The organism is Enterococcus sp. HMSC061C05 (genome assembly GCF_001814765.1).
Taxonomy (GTDB): domain Bacteria; phylum Bacillota; class Bacilli; order Lactobacillales; family Enterococcaceae; genus Enterococcus_B; species Enterococcus_B lactis.
Genome location: NZ_KV817733.1, coordinates 37,528 through 53,208, shown reverse-complemented (window position 1 = coordinate 53,208; position 15,681 = coordinate 37,528). Strand labels below are relative to the sequence as shown.

General features: G+C 39.9%; 11 protein-coding genes and 1 other annotated feature. Of the genes, 9 read left to right on the top strand and 2 right to left on the bottom strand.

Annotated features, from left to right (window positions below):
• Nucleotides 1-31: 31 nt before the first annotated feature.
• The 8 genes from pcrA (at nucleotide 32) to HMPREF2988_RS04160 (ending at nucleotide 10,312) form a co-directional block, all read left to right on the top strand.
• Nucleotides 32-2,269 (top strand): DNA helicase PcrA, encoded by a 2,238-nt coding sequence (gene pcrA, locus HMPREF2988_RS04195; RefSeq protein ID WP_002335752.1) that lies wholly within the window; start codon nucleotides 32-34, stop codon nucleotides 2,267-2,269.
• A 16-nt stretch (nucleotides 2,270-2,285) separates the two neighbouring features.
• On the top strand, nucleotides 2,286-4,322 hold the full coding sequence (gene ligA / locus HMPREF2988_RS04190; protein ID WP_070770040.1) for an NAD-dependent DNA ligase LigA: 2,037 nt from the start codon (nucleotides 2,286-2,288) through the stop codon (nucleotides 4,320-4,322).
• A gap of 105 nt (nucleotides 4,323-4,427) precedes the next feature.
• Nucleotides 4,428-4,733: an Asp-tRNA(Asn)/Glu-tRNA(Gln) amidotransferase subunit GatC gene (gene gatC / locus HMPREF2988_RS04185; protein ID WP_002288477.1), complete on the top strand. Its 306-nt coding sequence runs from the start codon at nucleotides 4,428-4,430 to the stop codon at nucleotides 4,731-4,733.
• Nucleotides 4,733-6,205, top strand: coding sequence for an Asp-tRNA(Asn)/Glu-tRNA(Gln) amidotransferase subunit GatA (gene gatA / locus HMPREF2988_RS04180; RefSeq protein WP_070770039.1), 1,473 nt, complete (start codon nucleotides 4,733-4,735; stop codon nucleotides 6,203-6,205). Before gatC ends, gatA begins: the two co-directional genes overlap by 1 nt.
• Complete coding sequence (gatB, locus tag HMPREF2988_RS04175; protein WP_002297526.1) at nucleotides 6,202-7,632, top strand: Asp-tRNA(Asn)/Glu-tRNA(Gln) amidotransferase subunit GatB; 1,431 nt, start codon at nucleotides 6,202-6,204, stop codon at nucleotides 7,630-7,632. The genes gatA and gatB overlap by 4 nt, the downstream gene beginning before the upstream one ends.
• Before the next feature lie 9 nt (nucleotides 7,633-7,641).
• The gene (locus HMPREF2988_RS04170; protein ID WP_002292050.1) at nucleotides 7,642-8,697 is read left to right on the top strand and encodes a diacylglycerol kinase; all 1,056 of its coding nucleotides are present in this window, start codon (nucleotides 7,642-7,644) and stop codon (nucleotides 8,695-8,697) included.
• Nucleotides 8,698-8,807: 110 nt separating this feature from the next.
• A complete protein-coding gene (gene rlmD, locus HMPREF2988_RS04165; RefSeq protein ID WP_070770038.1) occupies nucleotides 8,808-10,181 on the top strand; it encodes a 23S rRNA (uracil(1939)-C(5))-methyltransferase RlmD in 1,374 nt (457 codons plus the stop codon).
• Nucleotides 10,182-10,183: 2 nt separating this feature from the next.
• On the top strand, nucleotides 10,184-10,312 hold the full coding sequence (locus tag HMPREF2988_RS04160) for a 30S ribosomal protein S9 (protein WP_002295229.1): 129 nt from the start codon (nucleotides 10,184-10,186) through the stop codon (nucleotides 10,310-10,312).
• Nucleotides 10,313-10,882: 570 nt separating this feature from the next.
• Here the strand turns inward: HMPREF2988_RS04160 and HMPREF2988_RS04155 are convergent.
• Both HMPREF2988_RS04155 and HMPREF2988_RS04150 read right to left on the bottom strand, forming a co-directional pair.
• Nucleotides 10,883-12,667, bottom strand: a complete 1,785-nt coding sequence (locus HMPREF2988_RS04155) for an ABC transporter ATP-binding protein (RefSeq protein WP_070770037.1) — start codon at nucleotides 12,665-12,667, stop codon at nucleotides 10,883-10,885.
• 14 nt (nucleotides 12,668-12,681) lie between these two features.
• Complete coding sequence (locus HMPREF2988_RS04150; protein WP_070770036.1) at nucleotides 12,682-14,403, bottom strand: ABC transporter ATP-binding protein; 1,722 nt, start codon at nucleotides 14,401-14,403, stop codon at nucleotides 12,682-12,684.
• Nucleotides 14,404-14,501: 98 nt separating this feature from the next.
• On the opposite strand from HMPREF2988_RS04150, the gene HMPREF2988_RS04145 reads away from it, so the two are divergent.
• Entirely contained in the window at nucleotides 14,502-15,263 is a 762-nt protein-coding gene (locus HMPREF2988_RS04145; RefSeq protein ID WP_070770035.1) for a MerR family transcriptional regulator, read from the top strand.
• 123 nt (nucleotides 15,264-15,386) lie between these two features.
• Nucleotides 15,387-15,618 (top strand) — a binding site (T-box leader).
• The last annotated feature ends 63 nt before the right edge of the window (nucleotides 15,619-15,681 follow it).

The following is a 15,681-nucleotide window of genomic DNA, read 5'->3' as shown; positions in this document are numbered from 1 at the left end:
AACAAGATTGATAAAAGAAAGGATGTTGTTAATGTCATCCAAAGCTGAATTATTAAACGGGATGAACCCCCGTCAGAAAGAAGCTGTTCTTCACACTGACGGACCATTATTGCTGATGGCAGGTGCGGGAAGTGGAAAGACGAGAGTGTTGACGCATCGTATTGCCTATTTGATTGAGGAAAAAGAAGTCAATCCTTGGAACATCCTAGCGATTACTTTTACCAATAAAGCTGCAAAAGAAATGAAAGAACGTGTCAATGCGATTCTCGCATCTGGAGGCGAAGATGTCTGGGTATCGACTTTTCATTCAATGTGTGTGCGTATTTTAAGAAGAGATGTTGATTTTATCGGGTATAACCGGAACTTTACGATCATCGACTCTTCTGAACAGCTGACCTTGATGAAACGGATACTGAAAGAACTGAACATTGACCCGAAAAAATATGATCCTCGCAGCATATTAGGAACAATCTCCCAAGCAAAAAATAGCTTGCAGACCCCTCAGGATTTTGCAAAAATGCAAGGTAGTTATTACGAAGAGATTGCGGCAAAATGTTATGCTGCTTACCAAAAAGAGCTTCAATACAATCAATGTATGGACTTTGACGACCTGATCATGAATACGATCCGGTTATTCGAAGAACATCCTGATTCACTCACATATTACCAAAACAAATTCCATTATATTCATGTAGATGAGTATCAAGATACAAACCACGCACAGTATACGTTGGTCAATTTATTGGCAGGTAGATTTAGAAATCTATGCGTAGTGGGAGATGCAGATCAAAGTATCTACGGCTGGCGCGGTGCAGATATGCAGAACATCTTGGATTTCGAAAAAGATTATCCAGATGCTGCAGTGATTTTACTGGAACAAAACTATCGCTCCACGAAAAACATTCTTAGCGCGGCAAACCAAGTCATTGAAAACAATAGCAATCGAAAACCAAAAAACTTGTGGACAGAAAACAAAGAAGGAAACAAGATCACTTACTATCGTGCAGATAATGAACGAGACGAAACTCGTTTTATCGTAGACCGGATGCAAGAAGAGATTCGAAGCAATCATAGGAATTACGGCGACTTTGCCATTTTGTACCGGACGAACGCACAATCTCGTGTAATGGAAGAAACCCTGTTGAAAGCAAATATTCCTTATAAAATGGTTGGAGGGCACAAATTCTACGATCGTAAAGAAATCAAAGATATTTTAGCGTATTTAAATGTGCTGGCAAATCCTCAAGACTCAATCAGTTTTGAGCGTATCGTTAATTCGCCCAAACGAGGCATCGGACCAGGATCTATCGAAAAACTACGCAGTTTTGCTTCTCTCCATGAATGGCCGCTGCTTGAAGCAGCCCAAAATGTGGATCTGGCAAATATCGGTGGAAAAGCAGGCCAGCAATTAGGTGCATTTGGAGAGATGATTCAAGAAGTCACGCAGATGATCCCATACTTGACAGTGACAGAATTGACGAAAGAGGTTTTGGATCGTAGCGGTTACCTGGAAGATTTAAAAATCCAAAATACATTAGAAGCACAAGCGCGCATCGAAAACTTGGAGGAATTTTTAACGGTCACACAAGAATTCGATAAGCAGTTCGAACAGCAAAATGAAGAAGATGCTGATGCACCAGAAGAAAAACTAACGGTCTTCTTGAACGATCTGGCACTTGTTTCTGACATTGACAATTTAGAAGAAGACGCTTCGCAAGTGACATTGATGACATTGCATGCAGCCAAAGGATTAGAATTTCCAGTTGTATTCCTGATTGGTCTAGAAGAAGGTGTTTTTCCTTTATCTCGAGCATTGATGGAAGAAAGCGAACTGGAAGAAGAACGTCGTCTCGCTTATGTGGGAATCACGCGAGCAGAAGAAGCGTTGTATTTAACCAATGCTTTCTCCAGAACATTATATGGACGGACGCAATATAACCGACCTTCTCGTTTTGTAGAAGAAATCGATCAAGAATTGCTAGAAATCGAGGGCATGCGTCCTACGCCTAAAAAAACACCTGTATTCGCTAAAAAAACAGCAGCATATAGCTATAAACAGCCAGAGACAGCGGTTGTTTCCTCTAAAAGTGCCACTGGAGGGGAAAAGAACAGCTGGAAACCTGGAGATAAAGTCAAACATAAAAAATGGGGACTAGGAACAGTCGTCCGAGTAAGTGGGACGTCGAAGGATCTAGAACTAGATGTGGCTTTCCCAAGTCAAGGAGTAAAACGTCTTTTGGCTGCCTTTGCGCCAATTGAAAAAGCTTAGTAGTGGAGGGTAAATGATGGAACATGAAATGACGATTGACGAAGCTGCTAAACGAGCAGAAGAACTTCGTACAAGATTGAACCAATGGTCTCGCGAATACTACGTAGAAGATAAACCAACAGTGGAAGACTATGTTTATGATAAAGAATACGCAGAATTAGTAGCAATCGAAGAACAATATCCTGATTTGATCACGTCGGATTCTCCCACTCAACGAGTAGGCGGAAAAGTATTAGAAGGGTTTGAAAAAGTCACTCATGATATTCCGCTTTACAGTTTGAACGACGTTTTCAGCAAAGAAGAGCTGATAGCTTTTGATCAACGTGTACAAAAAGCAGTGGGACGTGTAGTCGATTATTGCTGCGAACTAAAAATAGATGGTCTTTCCGTCTCTTTGCGTTATGAAGATGGGAATTTCGTTAGAGGAGCGACTCGTGGGGATGGGACTGTAGGAGAAAACATCACTGAAAACCTAAAGACTGTCCGATCAGTCCCAATCAAATTAAAAGAACCGATGAACATCGAAGTAAGAGGCGAATGTTTCATGCCAAAACGTTCATTTGTTCAATTGAATCAAGACAGAGAAGCAGAGGGAAAAGATATCTTTGCGAATCCTCGGAATGCCGCAGCCGGTTCCTTGCGTCAGTTAGATTCTAAAATCACAGCGAAAAGAAACCTGGATACTTTCTTATACACAGTAGCTGATTTCGGTCCTATGGAAGCAAAAACACAGTATGATGCACTAGAAGAGCTAGAAAAAATAGGATTCCACACGAATCGGGAAAAACGTCTATGTCATTCGATTGACGAAGTATGGGCATACATTGAGGAATATCATGATAAACGTGTAGATTTGCCCTATGAGATTGATGGGATCGTCATCAAAGTGAATGAGTTCTCGCTGCAAGATCAACTTGGCTTTACTGTCAAAGCACCACGATGGGCAACAGCTTATAAGTTTCCCCCAGAAGAAGTTGAAACACTGATCGAAAACATCGAATGGACAGTCGGACGAACGGGGGTAGTGACGCCAACGGCTATCATGACGCCGGTCCGAGTAGCAGGAACGACAGTAAGCCGTGCCAGTCTGCATAATGGGGATTATATCAAGTTGAAGGATATCCGCTTGAAAGATACAGTTCTGGTTTATAAAGCGGGAGATATCATTCCAGAAGTTTCGCAAGTCGTGTTGGATAAACGACCTAAAGACAGCGAAGAATACCAATTACCTACACATTGTCCAGTTTGTGGAAGTGAACTTGTCCATTTGGATGAAGAAGTAGCGCTACGGTGCATCAATCCTAAATGCCCTGCTCAAATGAAAGAAGGCTTGAACCACTTTGTCTCAAGAAATGCGATGAATATCGACGGGTTGGGCCCACGTGTGCTTGAACAGATGTATGACAAAAAACTAGTCGCAGATGTTGCTGATCTTTATAAATTGACAGAAGAAGAGTTATTGACGTTGGATAAAATAAAAGAAAAATCAGCAAATAATATTTTGACAGCAATTGACAACAGCAAAGATAATTCGGTCGAGCGGTTGATTTTCGGTTTAGGAATCCGACATGTCGGAGCGAAAGCAGCAAAAATTTTAGCAGAACATTTTGGTGATCTAGAGACATTGAGTAGAAGCGACTATGAGTCGATCATTGCGCTTGATACAATCGGTGATATCATTGCCGACAGTGTAGTCACTTATTTTAGTAACGAAGAAGTCCATGAATTGATGAATGAATTAAAACAAGCAGGCGTCAATTTCGAATACAAAGGGCTTCGAAGTACCCAATTGCAAGAAGTCGAGTCGCCTTTTAAAGAAAAAACAGTAGTCCTTACTGGTAAACTAACACGATTGACTCGTGAAGAAGCAAAAGAGACGATCGAAAATCTTGGCGGGAAAGTGACTGGTAGCGTATCGAAAAAAACAGATATCGTGGTAGCAGGAGAAGATGCTGGCAGCAAGCTAACCAAAGCACATGAATTAGGAATCGAAGTTTGGACAGAAGATCAAATGGCAGAAGCATTGGCTAAAAGCCACTCAGCAAAAGAATAAATATTGAGTTTTTTCAGACAAATTTCAATAAATAATTTCAGACAGAGCACTCTTATGTTAAAATAGAGAGCAAAGTTTTTAACTCGTTTAGAAAGAAGGGGTAGTATGGCGATTAGTGAAGAACAAGTGAAACACGTTGCCAAATTAGCAAAACTTGCGTTCGCAGATGAAGAACTTGCAAGTTTTACCGACCAATTAGGTAAAATCATCGATATGGTGGAAATGCTGGAAGAAGTAGATACGGAAGGTGTTCCATTTACGTCGAATGTTGTCGAAACAGTAAACGTGATGCGACAAGATCGGGCGCAAGCTGGATGGAACCGTGATGAATTATTGAAAAATGTGCCGGAAACAGAAGACGGCTTTATCAAAGTACCCGCAATCATCGATAATGGGGAGGCTGGCGCATAATGACAAAATTACACAATCGTTCTCTAGAAGAACTGCATCATATGCTTGTATCAAAAGAAATCACTGTACAAGATTTGACAAAAGCAACATTTGAACGAATCAAAGAAACAGAGCCTGAGATCGAAGCATTTATCACATTGAATGAAGAAAAAGCATTGGAACAGGCAAAAGCTTTAGATGAAAAAGGTATTGATGAAAGCAACATCCTTGCTGGAATTCCAATTGGGATCAAGGATAATATCGTTACAAAAGATATCTTGACAACCGCTGCATCTAAGATTCTTTACAATTTTGAACCAATTTATGATGCAACGGTCATGGATAAAATCTATCAAGCAGATATGATCCCTGTTGGTAAACTAAACATGGATGAATTTGCTATGGGCGGAAGTACAGAAACTTCTTATTTCAAGAAAACAAAAAATGCTTGGGACCAAACAAAAGTACCTGGTGGCTCTTCCGGTGGTTCTGCAGCAGCAGTAGCAGCTGGACAAATCCCAGTTTCTTTAGGTAGTGATACGGGGGGAAGTATCCGCCAACCAGCAGCTTTCAACGGCATTGTAGGAATGAAACCTACTTATGGCCGTGTCTCACGTTTTGGTTTGATTGCCTTTGCTTCATCTCTTGACCAAATCGGACCAATGACCCGTACGGTGAAAGATAACGCATTAGCATTGACAGCTATCAGTGGTTATGACGAAAAAGACGGTACTTCTTCAGGCGTTTCAGTTCCTGATTTTGCAGAGGGACTGACCGGCGACATCAAAGGAATGAAGATTGCTTTACCTAAAGAATACTTAGGCGAAGGTGTGGCCCCTGGCGTAAAAGAAGCTGTATTGAAAGCAGCAGAAACATTCCGTTCATTAGGTGCTGTTGTGGAAGAAGTCAGCTTACCTCATTCAAAATACGGTGTGGCTGTTTATTATATCATTGCCTCATCAGAAGCAAGTTCCAACTTGCAACGTTTCGATGGTATTCGCTATGGTTATCGCTCTGAAAACGTGAAATCATTGGATGATGTATATGTCAACTCACGTTCAGAAGGATTCGGTGAAGAAGTAAAACGCCGTATCATGTTAGGTACATTCTCATTAAGTGCGGGTTATTATGACGCTTACTTCAAAAAAGCAGGACAAGTCCGTACATTGATCAAACGAGATTTTGAAAAAGTCTTTGCAGATTATGACTTGATCATCGGACCATCTTCACCAACAGTGGCGTTCGGAATCGGTGAGAACATCAACGATCCAATCACGATGTACATGAATGACATCTTAACGATCCCTGTCAACTTGGCTGGACTTCCAGGTATGTCTGTACCGGCAGGATTGTCAGAAGGATTACCAGTTGGATTGCAGATCATCGGTAATTATTTTGATGAAAAAACGATGTATCAAGCGGCATATGCGTTTGAACAAGCAACAGAATTCCACACACAACAACCAGCTATTTTAGGAGGGAAAGACGAATGAATTTTGAAACAGTCATTGGACTAGAAGTCCACGTCGAATTGAAAACCAACTCAAAAATTTTCTCTCCAGCGCCAGCTCATTTTGGTGCAGAACCAAACAGCAATACAAACGTGATCGACTGGGGTTATCCAGGCGTGCTGCCAGTAATGAACAAAGCTGCGCTGGAATTCGGGATGAAAGCAGCTTTGGCATTAAACTGTGAAATCTCTAAAGATACTCATTTTGACCGGAAAAATTACTTTTACCCAGATAATCCGAAAGCATATCAAATTTCCCAATTTGATCAACCAATCGGTCATGACGGATGGATCGAAATCGAAGTAGAAGGCAAGAAGAAAAAAATTCGGATCGAACGGGTCCATTTAGAAGAAGATGCTGGGAAAAACATGCATGGTATCGGCGGCTATTCTTACGTTGATTTGAACCGACAAGGCACGCCTTTGATCGAAATCGTTTCTGAAGCTGATATGCGTTCACCAGAAGAAGCATACGCTTATCTAGAAGCATTACGTTCAATCATCCAATTTACAGAAGTCAGCGATGTGAAAATGGAAGAAGGCTCTATGCGTTGTGATGCGAATATTTCTCTACGCCCTTATGGACAAGAAGAATTCGGTACGAAAGCAGAATTGAAAAACTTGAACTCTTTATCTTTCGTGAAAAAAGGTTTAGCTTTTGAAGAAAAACGTCAAGCAAAAGTTCTTCTTTCAGGAGGAGAAATCCAACAAGAAACACGCCGTTTTGACGAAACAACGAATAAAACAGTTTTGATGCGTGTGAAAGAGGGTTCTAGTGATTATCGTTATTTCCCAGAGCCTGATATTCCGAAATTCGTGATCGATGACGAATGGATTCAAAAAGTAAAAGCTAGTTTACCTGAGATGCCAGCTTCTCGTCGCGAACGCTATATCCGTGAATTTGGTCTTCCGGAATATGACGCAATGGTATTGACACTTACAAAAGAAATGTCTGATTTCTTTGAAGCTGTTTTGGAAAATGGTGCAGATGCCAAGCAAGCATCTAACTGGTTGATGGGTGAAGTTTCTGCTTACTTGAACAGTGAGAAACTGGAATTAGCTGAGACAAAATTGACACCTGAGAACTTAGCAGGAATGATTCGTTTGATCGCCGATGGAACGATCAGCTCAAAAATCGCCAAAAAAGTCTTCCGTGAATTGATCACAAATGGCGGAGAAGCGCAAGAAGTTGTTGAGAAAAATGGTTGGGTACAATTATCTGATCCTAGCAAACTTCTTCCAATCATTAATGAAATCTTGGATAACAATCAACAATCTGTCGATGATTTCAAAAATGGTAAAGATCGTGCGGTTGGCTTCCTAGTCGGTCAAATCATGAAAGCAACTAAAGGGCAAGCAAATCCTGGTGTCGTGAACAAGCTGCTTAAAGATGAATTAGCGAAACGCTAGAGGCTGAAAATGAAAAAAGCACGCGTAATTTATAACCCTACTTCGGGAAAAGAATTATTGAAAAAAAATTTGGCGGATATCCTGCAGGCATTAGAAGAAGCAGGATTTGAAGCCAGCGCCTATGCCACTACACCAGAACCTGATTCAGCCAAGAATGAAGCACGCAGAGTTGCAGAACTAGGTTTTGATCTAGTAGTGGCAGCTGGGGGCGACGGAACGATCAACGAAGTGGTCAATGGGATCGCTCCGCTTGAACACCGTCCTAAAATGGCCATTATCCCAGCCGGTACGACGAACGACTATGCTCGAGCATTAAAAATTCCTAGAGATAATATTAAAGCAGCAGCAGAAGTAATAAAAAAACACCAAACCGTAAAAATGGACATTGGTCTTTCTGATAGCAGTTACTTCATCAATATCGCTGCAGGCGGCTATTTGACAGAATTGACTTATGAAGTTCCATCAGAACTAAAGAGTATTTTTGGTTATCTTGCCTACCTTGCGAAAGGAGCAGAGATGCTGCCTCGAGTAAAGCCAATCAAAATGCGCTTGAAGTATGATGAAGGGGAATATATCGGAAATGCTTCGATGTTTTTTCTAGGGCTGACGAATTCTGTTGGAGGATTCGAACAGATCGCGCCAGATGCCAAATTGGATGATGGCAAGTTTTCTTTGATCATTGTGAAGACAGCAAATATCTTTGAGATCTTGCATATTGCGGCACTCATGCTGAATGGCGGTCGACATGTCGATGATCCAAGAGTAATCTATACCAAAACAAGCAGTTTGTTCGTCGAAACAGAAGATGATATCAATCGACCAGTAATGATCAACTTAGATGGTGAATATGGCGGGGAAGCACCGATGCATTTCCAAAATCTTCATCAGCATATTGAGTTCTTTGCCAATACCGATCAGATTCCTGATGAAGCAATCACAGGCACAGATGAAGAAGAATTAGAGGTTGTCAGCAAAGAATTCGTAAAAGAAGTCGAACGTTTAACGGATGAAGATATCGACGGTGACGGAAAAATAGCAGACGAAACACCTAATCAAAAGAATTAATCAAAAGCCGGTGCTGAACGTAGTAAGGTCAGTGCCGGTTTTAGTTGTGTAATTAGCTGATTTATAGTAGAGTTCAGTAGGATTGAAAAATAGGCTTAAAGGAGCAAAATATGACAGAACAGCAAATAGTAAAGAAAAACGAACGATATACAGTCAAAATCGTCGACTTGAGTTATGAAGGAATGGGGGTAGCAAAAATCGATGGTTATCCATTGTTTATCGAAAATGCACTTCCTGGAGAAGAAGTAGAAATACTAGTAGTGAAAGCGGGCAATAAGTTTGGATATGGGAAAGTCGAAACATTTATTACACAATCTCCTGATCGCCAGCCTGTAGAAAACAATGCACTACTTCGCACAGGTATCGCACCTTTAGCCCATTTGAAGTATGAACAACAGCTTGTTTTCAAACAAAAACAAGTAGAGCATGTAATGGCGAAGATTGCTAAGATGCCAGAAGTTCCTGTACTTCCAACGGTCGGAATGGCAGAACCATTCGGCTACCGTAATAAAGCACAGATCCCTGTTCGCCGTATCGATGGACAGTTAGCCACCGGTTTTTACAAAAAGAATAGCCATGATCTAGTCCCTATCGAAGATTTTTATATCCAAGATCCTGTCATCGATCAAGCAATCAAAGTAGTCAGAGATATCTTGCAACGGTTCCAAGTACGAGGATATAATGAAGAAAAAAATGAAGGACAGCTTCGTCACATCATTATCCGTCGTGGTCATTATTCCCATGAAATGATGGTCGTTTTAGTTACTCGTAAAGAAAAATTCTTTAAATCCAAGGAAATTGCTGAAGCCATTCATGAAGAATTGCCAGAAGTGGTTTCGGTCATCCAAAATATCAATGAAGAAAAAACAAATGTGATTTTAGGAGACAAAGAAAAAGTTTTATATGGCAGAGACTATATCGAAGATCAGCTATTAGGAAAAACCTATCGAATCTCAGCAAAGTCATTTTATCAAGTAAATACTCAACAAGCAGAGTATCTGTACCAAACAGCCATCGAGTTTGCTGAGTTAGATAAAAAAGACATTGTGATCGACGCTTATTCAGGAATAGGTACGATTGGCTTGTCTTTAGCAGACAGAGTGGATAAGGTGTATGGGATGGAAGTTATTCCAGAAGCAATTGAAGATGCACAGTTCAATGCTTTAAATAATAAAATCGAAAATGTTCATTATGAAGTCGGAAAAGCAGAGAAAGTCATGAAAAAATGGCAAGAAAAAGGGATCAAACCATCTGTGATCGTAGTTGACCCTCCACGAAAAGGATTAGATCATCATTTTATTGAATCAGCAATCGAAATGTCACCAGAACGAATCGTCTATATCTCCTGTAATCCGGCAACTTTTGCAAGAGATGCTAAGTTATTTGCAGAAGCAGGTTATGCCGTGAAGAAAGTTCAGCCTGTAGATCTTTTCCCGCAAACCCATCATATCGAATTAGTCGCTTCATTCGTTAAAGGAGAATAAAAATGGACCAAAAAGAAAAAATGAAAGAATTGATCAAAAAGAAACAAGGTGGAGGCCGATCCAAACAAATGGAAACACCTAAAAATGATCGTAAAAACATGAGAAAAGGCCCTAAGATCTTTAATAAGTAATATGGTTAAAAAAGGATGGGGAACGATGATTTTGATGATCGTTCCTCATCCTTTCGCTATTTAAATCCTCATACACTTTGTTTTAAATTCTTGAAAATGATATAACCTAAAAAAGATAAAGAAAGAGTGAATAAAATGCCGCTATACTCCGCATTTTTTGGTAATTCAATCGGCTGTTCGTGAAAAAGTCGTTGAAAATGAGAGGTTAAAAAAGTCATGATGACAAAAGAAACAAGAAATTTAGCTGCATTTAGAAAAGCTTAGAAAAACTCATGAAAGCCATCAGAATTGCTCCTGCTGACTGGAAAGCTACATACGAGGCCATTCCAAAATATTTAGCTGATTGCATTCAGATATTTTAACATTTTTTGTGTTCAACCAGTAATGAGACAAAGAGGCTGGGACAGAAGCGTTTAACTCCAAGAAATAAGAAGGAATTCAGGAAAATTGCTTTTCAAATTTTTGTGAATTTCAGCTTATTTCCGAAGGAGTTGCTTCTGCTTCCGCCGTTTATACGTGTTTAGAGCGTGAGACAAAAGTGTTCTTTACTTTTGTCCCACGCTCTTTTGGCTATGCTACCTGAAATTGACTATTATAAAGGCTAGCATAAAGCGTTGGTGCTTGGAGTAATTCAGAATGCGTTCCTTTTTCGACGATATCGCCGTTTTTCATTACAAGGATCATATCTGCATTTTCAATCGTTGACAAACGGTGCGCGATGACAAAACTTGTCCTGTCTTTTGTCACAGCCTCCATTGCTTGCTGGATCAATGCTTCTGTTCGTGTATCTACACTAGAAGTTGCTTCATCTAAAATAACGACAGGGGGATTTGCCAGAATGACCCGTGCAATTGTTAATAATTGTTGCTGCCCTTGAGATAACGTACCATTTTCGCTAGAGATGATTGTATCATATCCCTCTGGCAGTGTTCGAATAAAGTGATCACATTGCGCGATTTCAGCCGCTTCGATAATTTGTTCTCTCGTGGCATCCATTTTCCCATAGGCAATATTATCGGCCACTGTTCCTTCAAACAGCCAGGTATTTTGTAAGACCATCCCAAAAGAACGGCGTAGTTCTCCACGCGAAAGCTTAGTAATATCGCGGCCGTCAAATTCGATCTTTCCTTTATTCAGTTCATAAAAACGCATCAGCAGATTGACTAAAGTCGTTTTTCCTGCACCAGTTGGTCCAACGATCGCCACAGTTTGTTTTGGTTTTACTGAAAAATCAACTTGATTCATCAATATTTTATCCGATGTGTAACCAAATTGTACATTTTTGAAAACTATTTTTCCTTCCGGCTCTTCCAAAAGTTTTGCTTCTGGTAGGTCCGGAATTTCATCTGTTTCATCTAATATCTCAAAGATCCTTTCGATTGCAGCCATTGCGGATTGGATCGAGTTGATCACATAAGAAGCAGTGGAAATTGGTTCAGAGATCTGATTGATGTACTGAAGGTAAGCTTGTAAGAAGCCAATCGTCACACCGCCAGAAAGAACGAGTATAGCACCGAATACCGCACTTATGATGAAGGCAAGTTGATTGATGAAACGGATTGCCGGATAGATGGCAAAGTTCATAAATTGAGCACGTTTAAAAGCATTGTATTGTTTTTTGTTTACTTCATGTATAGAAGCTTCTGCATGAGCTTGCTGATTGAATGTTTTGACTACTAGATTACCAGCTAAGATTTCTTCCATCCGATTATTCAAGACACCTAGTTCATATTGGTTTTGTTCAGAAATCTGTTTGTTTTTATTCGCAATTTTAGTTGTAACAATTGAACTTCCGACGATCAGCAATAAGACGAGCAAAGTAAGCTTGCTTTCGATATAAAACAGCATTAGACCAGCAGCAGCTATTGTTACGACAGAAGTGAAAAATTGATTGATACCTGTCAATAACACTTGAGAAAGCTGATTGAGTCCGGTAGTCGTTCGACTGATGATGTCGCCGACTTGATGATTATCAAAAAACGACATCGGTAATGTTTTGAATTTTTTTGTGATTTCTTTTCGCACCCTCAATGTGATCTTTTCGCTTAATGCTGCCATTGTACGTTCTTGGATAAATGAAGCAATACTGCTTAGGACTGAGCAGCCGATCAGCAATAAGACAGGGAACAGCAATGCTTGTTTGATATCACTGAAAGAAAGCTGTCCAATACCTGTTTTTCTAATTTGCGACAACAAATCATCAATCCCGATTCCCATGATCAAGGGCATGGCTACAACTAATAGGTTGCCCAATAAACTACAGAGAAACAATCCGTAAAAATATTTATGTTCAGGCTTGATCATTTTCCAAAAACGTATCAAAGCGCGTGTGTTCAACGTTTTTTTCTTTTCCATCGAATCCCTTCTTTCTATATTCCTTGTGATTTGGCAAATTCTTGATATGTTTGACAATTAGACAATAGTTCTTCATGAGTACCTTGTCCTACGATTTTTCCTTCATCTAAAACAATGATGTTATCTGCTTGTTGGATCGTACTGAGACGTTGAGCAACAATCACGAGAGTTTTCTCCGACATGTGTTTATGGAGTGCTGCCCTTAATGCTGCGTCTGTTTTATAATCTAAAGCGGAAAAACTATCATCGAATACATAGATTTCTGCTGGTTTGATCAATGCTCGAGCAATGCATATCCGCTGTTTCTGTCCGCCAGAATAATTAGAACCACCTTGAGCAACAAAGCTATCTAATCCATCCGGAAGAGTGTCCACTAGTTCTTCTAATTGGGCGATCTTGATCGCTTTAGTCAATTCTTCTGGTAAGGCATGTTCATTTCCCATCTGCAAGTTGCTTAAGATCGTACCGCTGAATAAGAAGGCTTTTTGAGGGACATAACTGATGTGTGAGCGGATCTGTTCCTGCGTCATTTGAGTAAGAGGAATACCACCAAGGGTCACTTTTCCTACAGTAGGATCACTTAGTCTCAAGAGAAGTTTTGCTAAACTACTTTTTCCAGATCCGGTCCCGCCAACGATCGCCGTTGTTTTTCCTTTAGGTATTGTAAAATCAATATCTTCTAGAACTGGATCAGAAGTTTCAGTATATTTGAATGTGACATGTTCAAAAGCTGCTGCATTTGTCTGAGCAAACGATGGTTTAGCAACTGTTTGGATCGTCTCTTCTTTAATTTCGATCTCTGCTTCGAGTATTTCTTCTATTCGTCGTAAAGAGGCGAATGATTTAGGGATAATGACCAGTACCATGGCTGCAATCATCAAATAAGCAAGTGTCAGCATAGAGTATTCCACTACCGCGGTCACGACCCCGATCTGTAACGTCCCGTCTGCCACAAGATTTCCGCCAAACCACAAAATAGAAGCATAAACGATTCCCATGAGTAAAAAAGCAATTGGAGTGACCCAAGCAAAGATTCGGTTCACTTTGATCATTTGACTAGCATAATCTGCAAAGGTCTGATTCGTTCGCTTTTCTTCATATGATTGATTATCAAAGGCACGGATCATATTGATCCCCGTAAAGAATTCTCTCAATGTGATGGTGATCCGATCCATTTTTGGTTGGATACTCAAAGATAAAGGCGTTCCTCGTTTCATCAGTCGGTAAACGATCCATACGTAAAAAACAACAGAGAGTAATGTAACCCATGTAAGCAATAGAGAATAACGAAACATCATGAGGATGGTGAAAAAGCAAATAACTGGTGCTGGTAAAATCATTTGGCAAAATAAAACAATCATTTGCTGGACATTATCGACATCATTCGTCATTCTTGTCAAAAGAGATCCAGAACTGAAACGGCTGATATCCTTCATTGACAGTTGTTGGAATTTACGGAAATATTTCTCCCGTGTCTGGAATCCAAACCGAGCGGATGCCAACGCTGAAAAGTAACTAGAGGCAACTGCAGCGATTGTTCCTAGAAATGCTACAAGTAGCATTTCAACGCCGATTTTCTTGATAACAGAGGCTTCGCCACTTGCTATACCTGTGTCGATCAGTTTGGCTACTAATTTTGGTACACCTAATGTACCGGCGATTTGTAAACAGATCATCACAAAGGTAAGGAGAGCGAGTCCTTTGTTTTGCTGTAAGAATTTTTTTAAGATAGTCATATTATTCCTCCTTTTTCCTGATACTTTTCGATTCTATACCTTCAAGTAGCTTGAAGGTCAATAGAAAAAAGAATAAACTGGAAAAGAGGTGAGAAAAAATGAAAAAAATGTACACGATCGGCCAAGTATCGGAACTGTTCGATTTGCCAAAATCAACGATTCGCTATTGGGATGAACAGGGCCTGATCCGGTCAAGCAGACAGGAAGAGAATGATTACCGCTTGTTTGATATCGACGATATTTTTATGCTTTATGATATTGTTTTTTATAGAAAATTAGATATACCGATCAAGCAGATGAAGAATTTATATGGTAAAACGCTGACGGAGTTATATGAGACACTTGATGAAACAGAAAAAAGAATCCATAAAGAACTATTGATAATGAAACAAAAACAGAAAGAGATAAGGGCGCGAAAAAAACAGTTGAAATTGATGATCGATACAGACGAGGAAGAATTTCCTATAGAAGAGATCCCTTTTGACTGTATGATCTCAACGGAATTTGAGGATATTGTGGAAATAAAACAATTTCTACCGAACTATTCGAGTTTTGGAATGATGAGTATGCCAGCTTCCAGTTCGCAAACGATGTACGGCTTTTTTATCGACCCTAGTGAGATACATTTATTTTCCCAAGATGTGATTTGGAAGAAAAAAGATACGACTGTTTATCGCCGGTTTTTATTGAAATCTGAGATGAACCATGCGGAACGTAATAATATCTTAGAAGTCAGAGAAACAATGCATGAAAACGGGTGGGAAACAGGAGAAGTGATCGGACAATATCTATTGACAAATACGGACGAAAACAATATCAGAATTGAATATTATCATGCATGGATGGAAATGAAAAAATAGGAAAGAAATATTTAGGATAAGTGGATTGAATGGATGAAAATGAAATAAGAGAGAAACTGCTCGATTTTTTTATTAAAAAAAGATTGACAAAATGAAACGAAAGTGGGATATTAATTAGCAAATAATGAAGCGTTGAAGAGAAGAGTAGCTGATCGGAAATAAGTACAGAGACCTTGGTAGGTGAGAGCAAGGATTGTTTGGTCAGTGAAGATGAGCTCTGAGTTTTTTGGATTGTTCACGCAATCTAAACGGTAAAGCGACCGATAACTCGCCGGGTATACAATCTGTACCGATGAGGCATTATTTGTGAAAATAATGCAAATAAGGGTGGTAACACGAAGTATTCGTCCCTTTTGTCGTTCAACGGCAAAAGAGGCGGGTACTTTTTTCTTTTTTTGAAAAGCTTCATACGCTTTGT

Coding starts and splice junctions, on each gene's coding strand:
- ligA (WP_070770040.1), top strand. CDS start 2,286: ATGGAACATGAAATGACGATTGACGAAGCTGCTAAACGAGCAGAAGAA.
- gatC (WP_002288477.1), top strand. CDS start 4,428: ATGGCGATTAGTGAAGAACAAGTGAAACACGTTGCCAAATTAGCAAAA.
- rlmD (WP_070770038.1), top strand. CDS start 8,808: ATGACAGAACAGCAAATAGTAAAGAAAAACGAACGATATACAGTCAAA.
- HMPREF2988_RS04155 (WP_070770037.1), bottom strand. CDS start 12,667: ATGGAAAAGAAAAAAACGTTGAACACACGCGCTTTGATACGTTTTTGG.
- HMPREF2988_RS04145 (WP_070770035.1), top strand. CDS start 14,502: ATGAAAAAAATGTACACGATCGGCCAAGTATCGGAACTGTTCGATTTG.
- HMPREF2988_RS04170 (WP_002292050.1), top strand. CDS start 7,642: ATGAAAAAAGCACGCGTAATTTATAACCCTACTTCGGGAAAAGAATTA.
- gatA (WP_070770039.1), top strand. CDS start 4,733: ATGACAAAATTACACAATCGTTCTCTAGAAGAACTGCATCATATGCTT.
- gatB (WP_002297526.1), top strand. CDS start 6,202: ATGAATTTTGAAACAGTCATTGGACTAGAAGTCCACGTCGAATTGAAA.
- HMPREF2988_RS04160 (WP_002295229.1), top strand. CDS start 10,184: ATGGACCAAAAAGAAAAAATGAAAGAATTGATCAAAAAGAAACAAGGT.
- HMPREF2988_RS04150 (WP_070770036.1), bottom strand. CDS start 14,403: ATGACTATCTTAAAAAAATTCTTACAGCAAAACAAAGGACTCGCTCTC.
- pcrA (WP_002335752.1), top strand. CDS start 32: ATGTCATCCAAAGCTGAATTATTAAACGGGATGAACCCCCGTCAGAAA.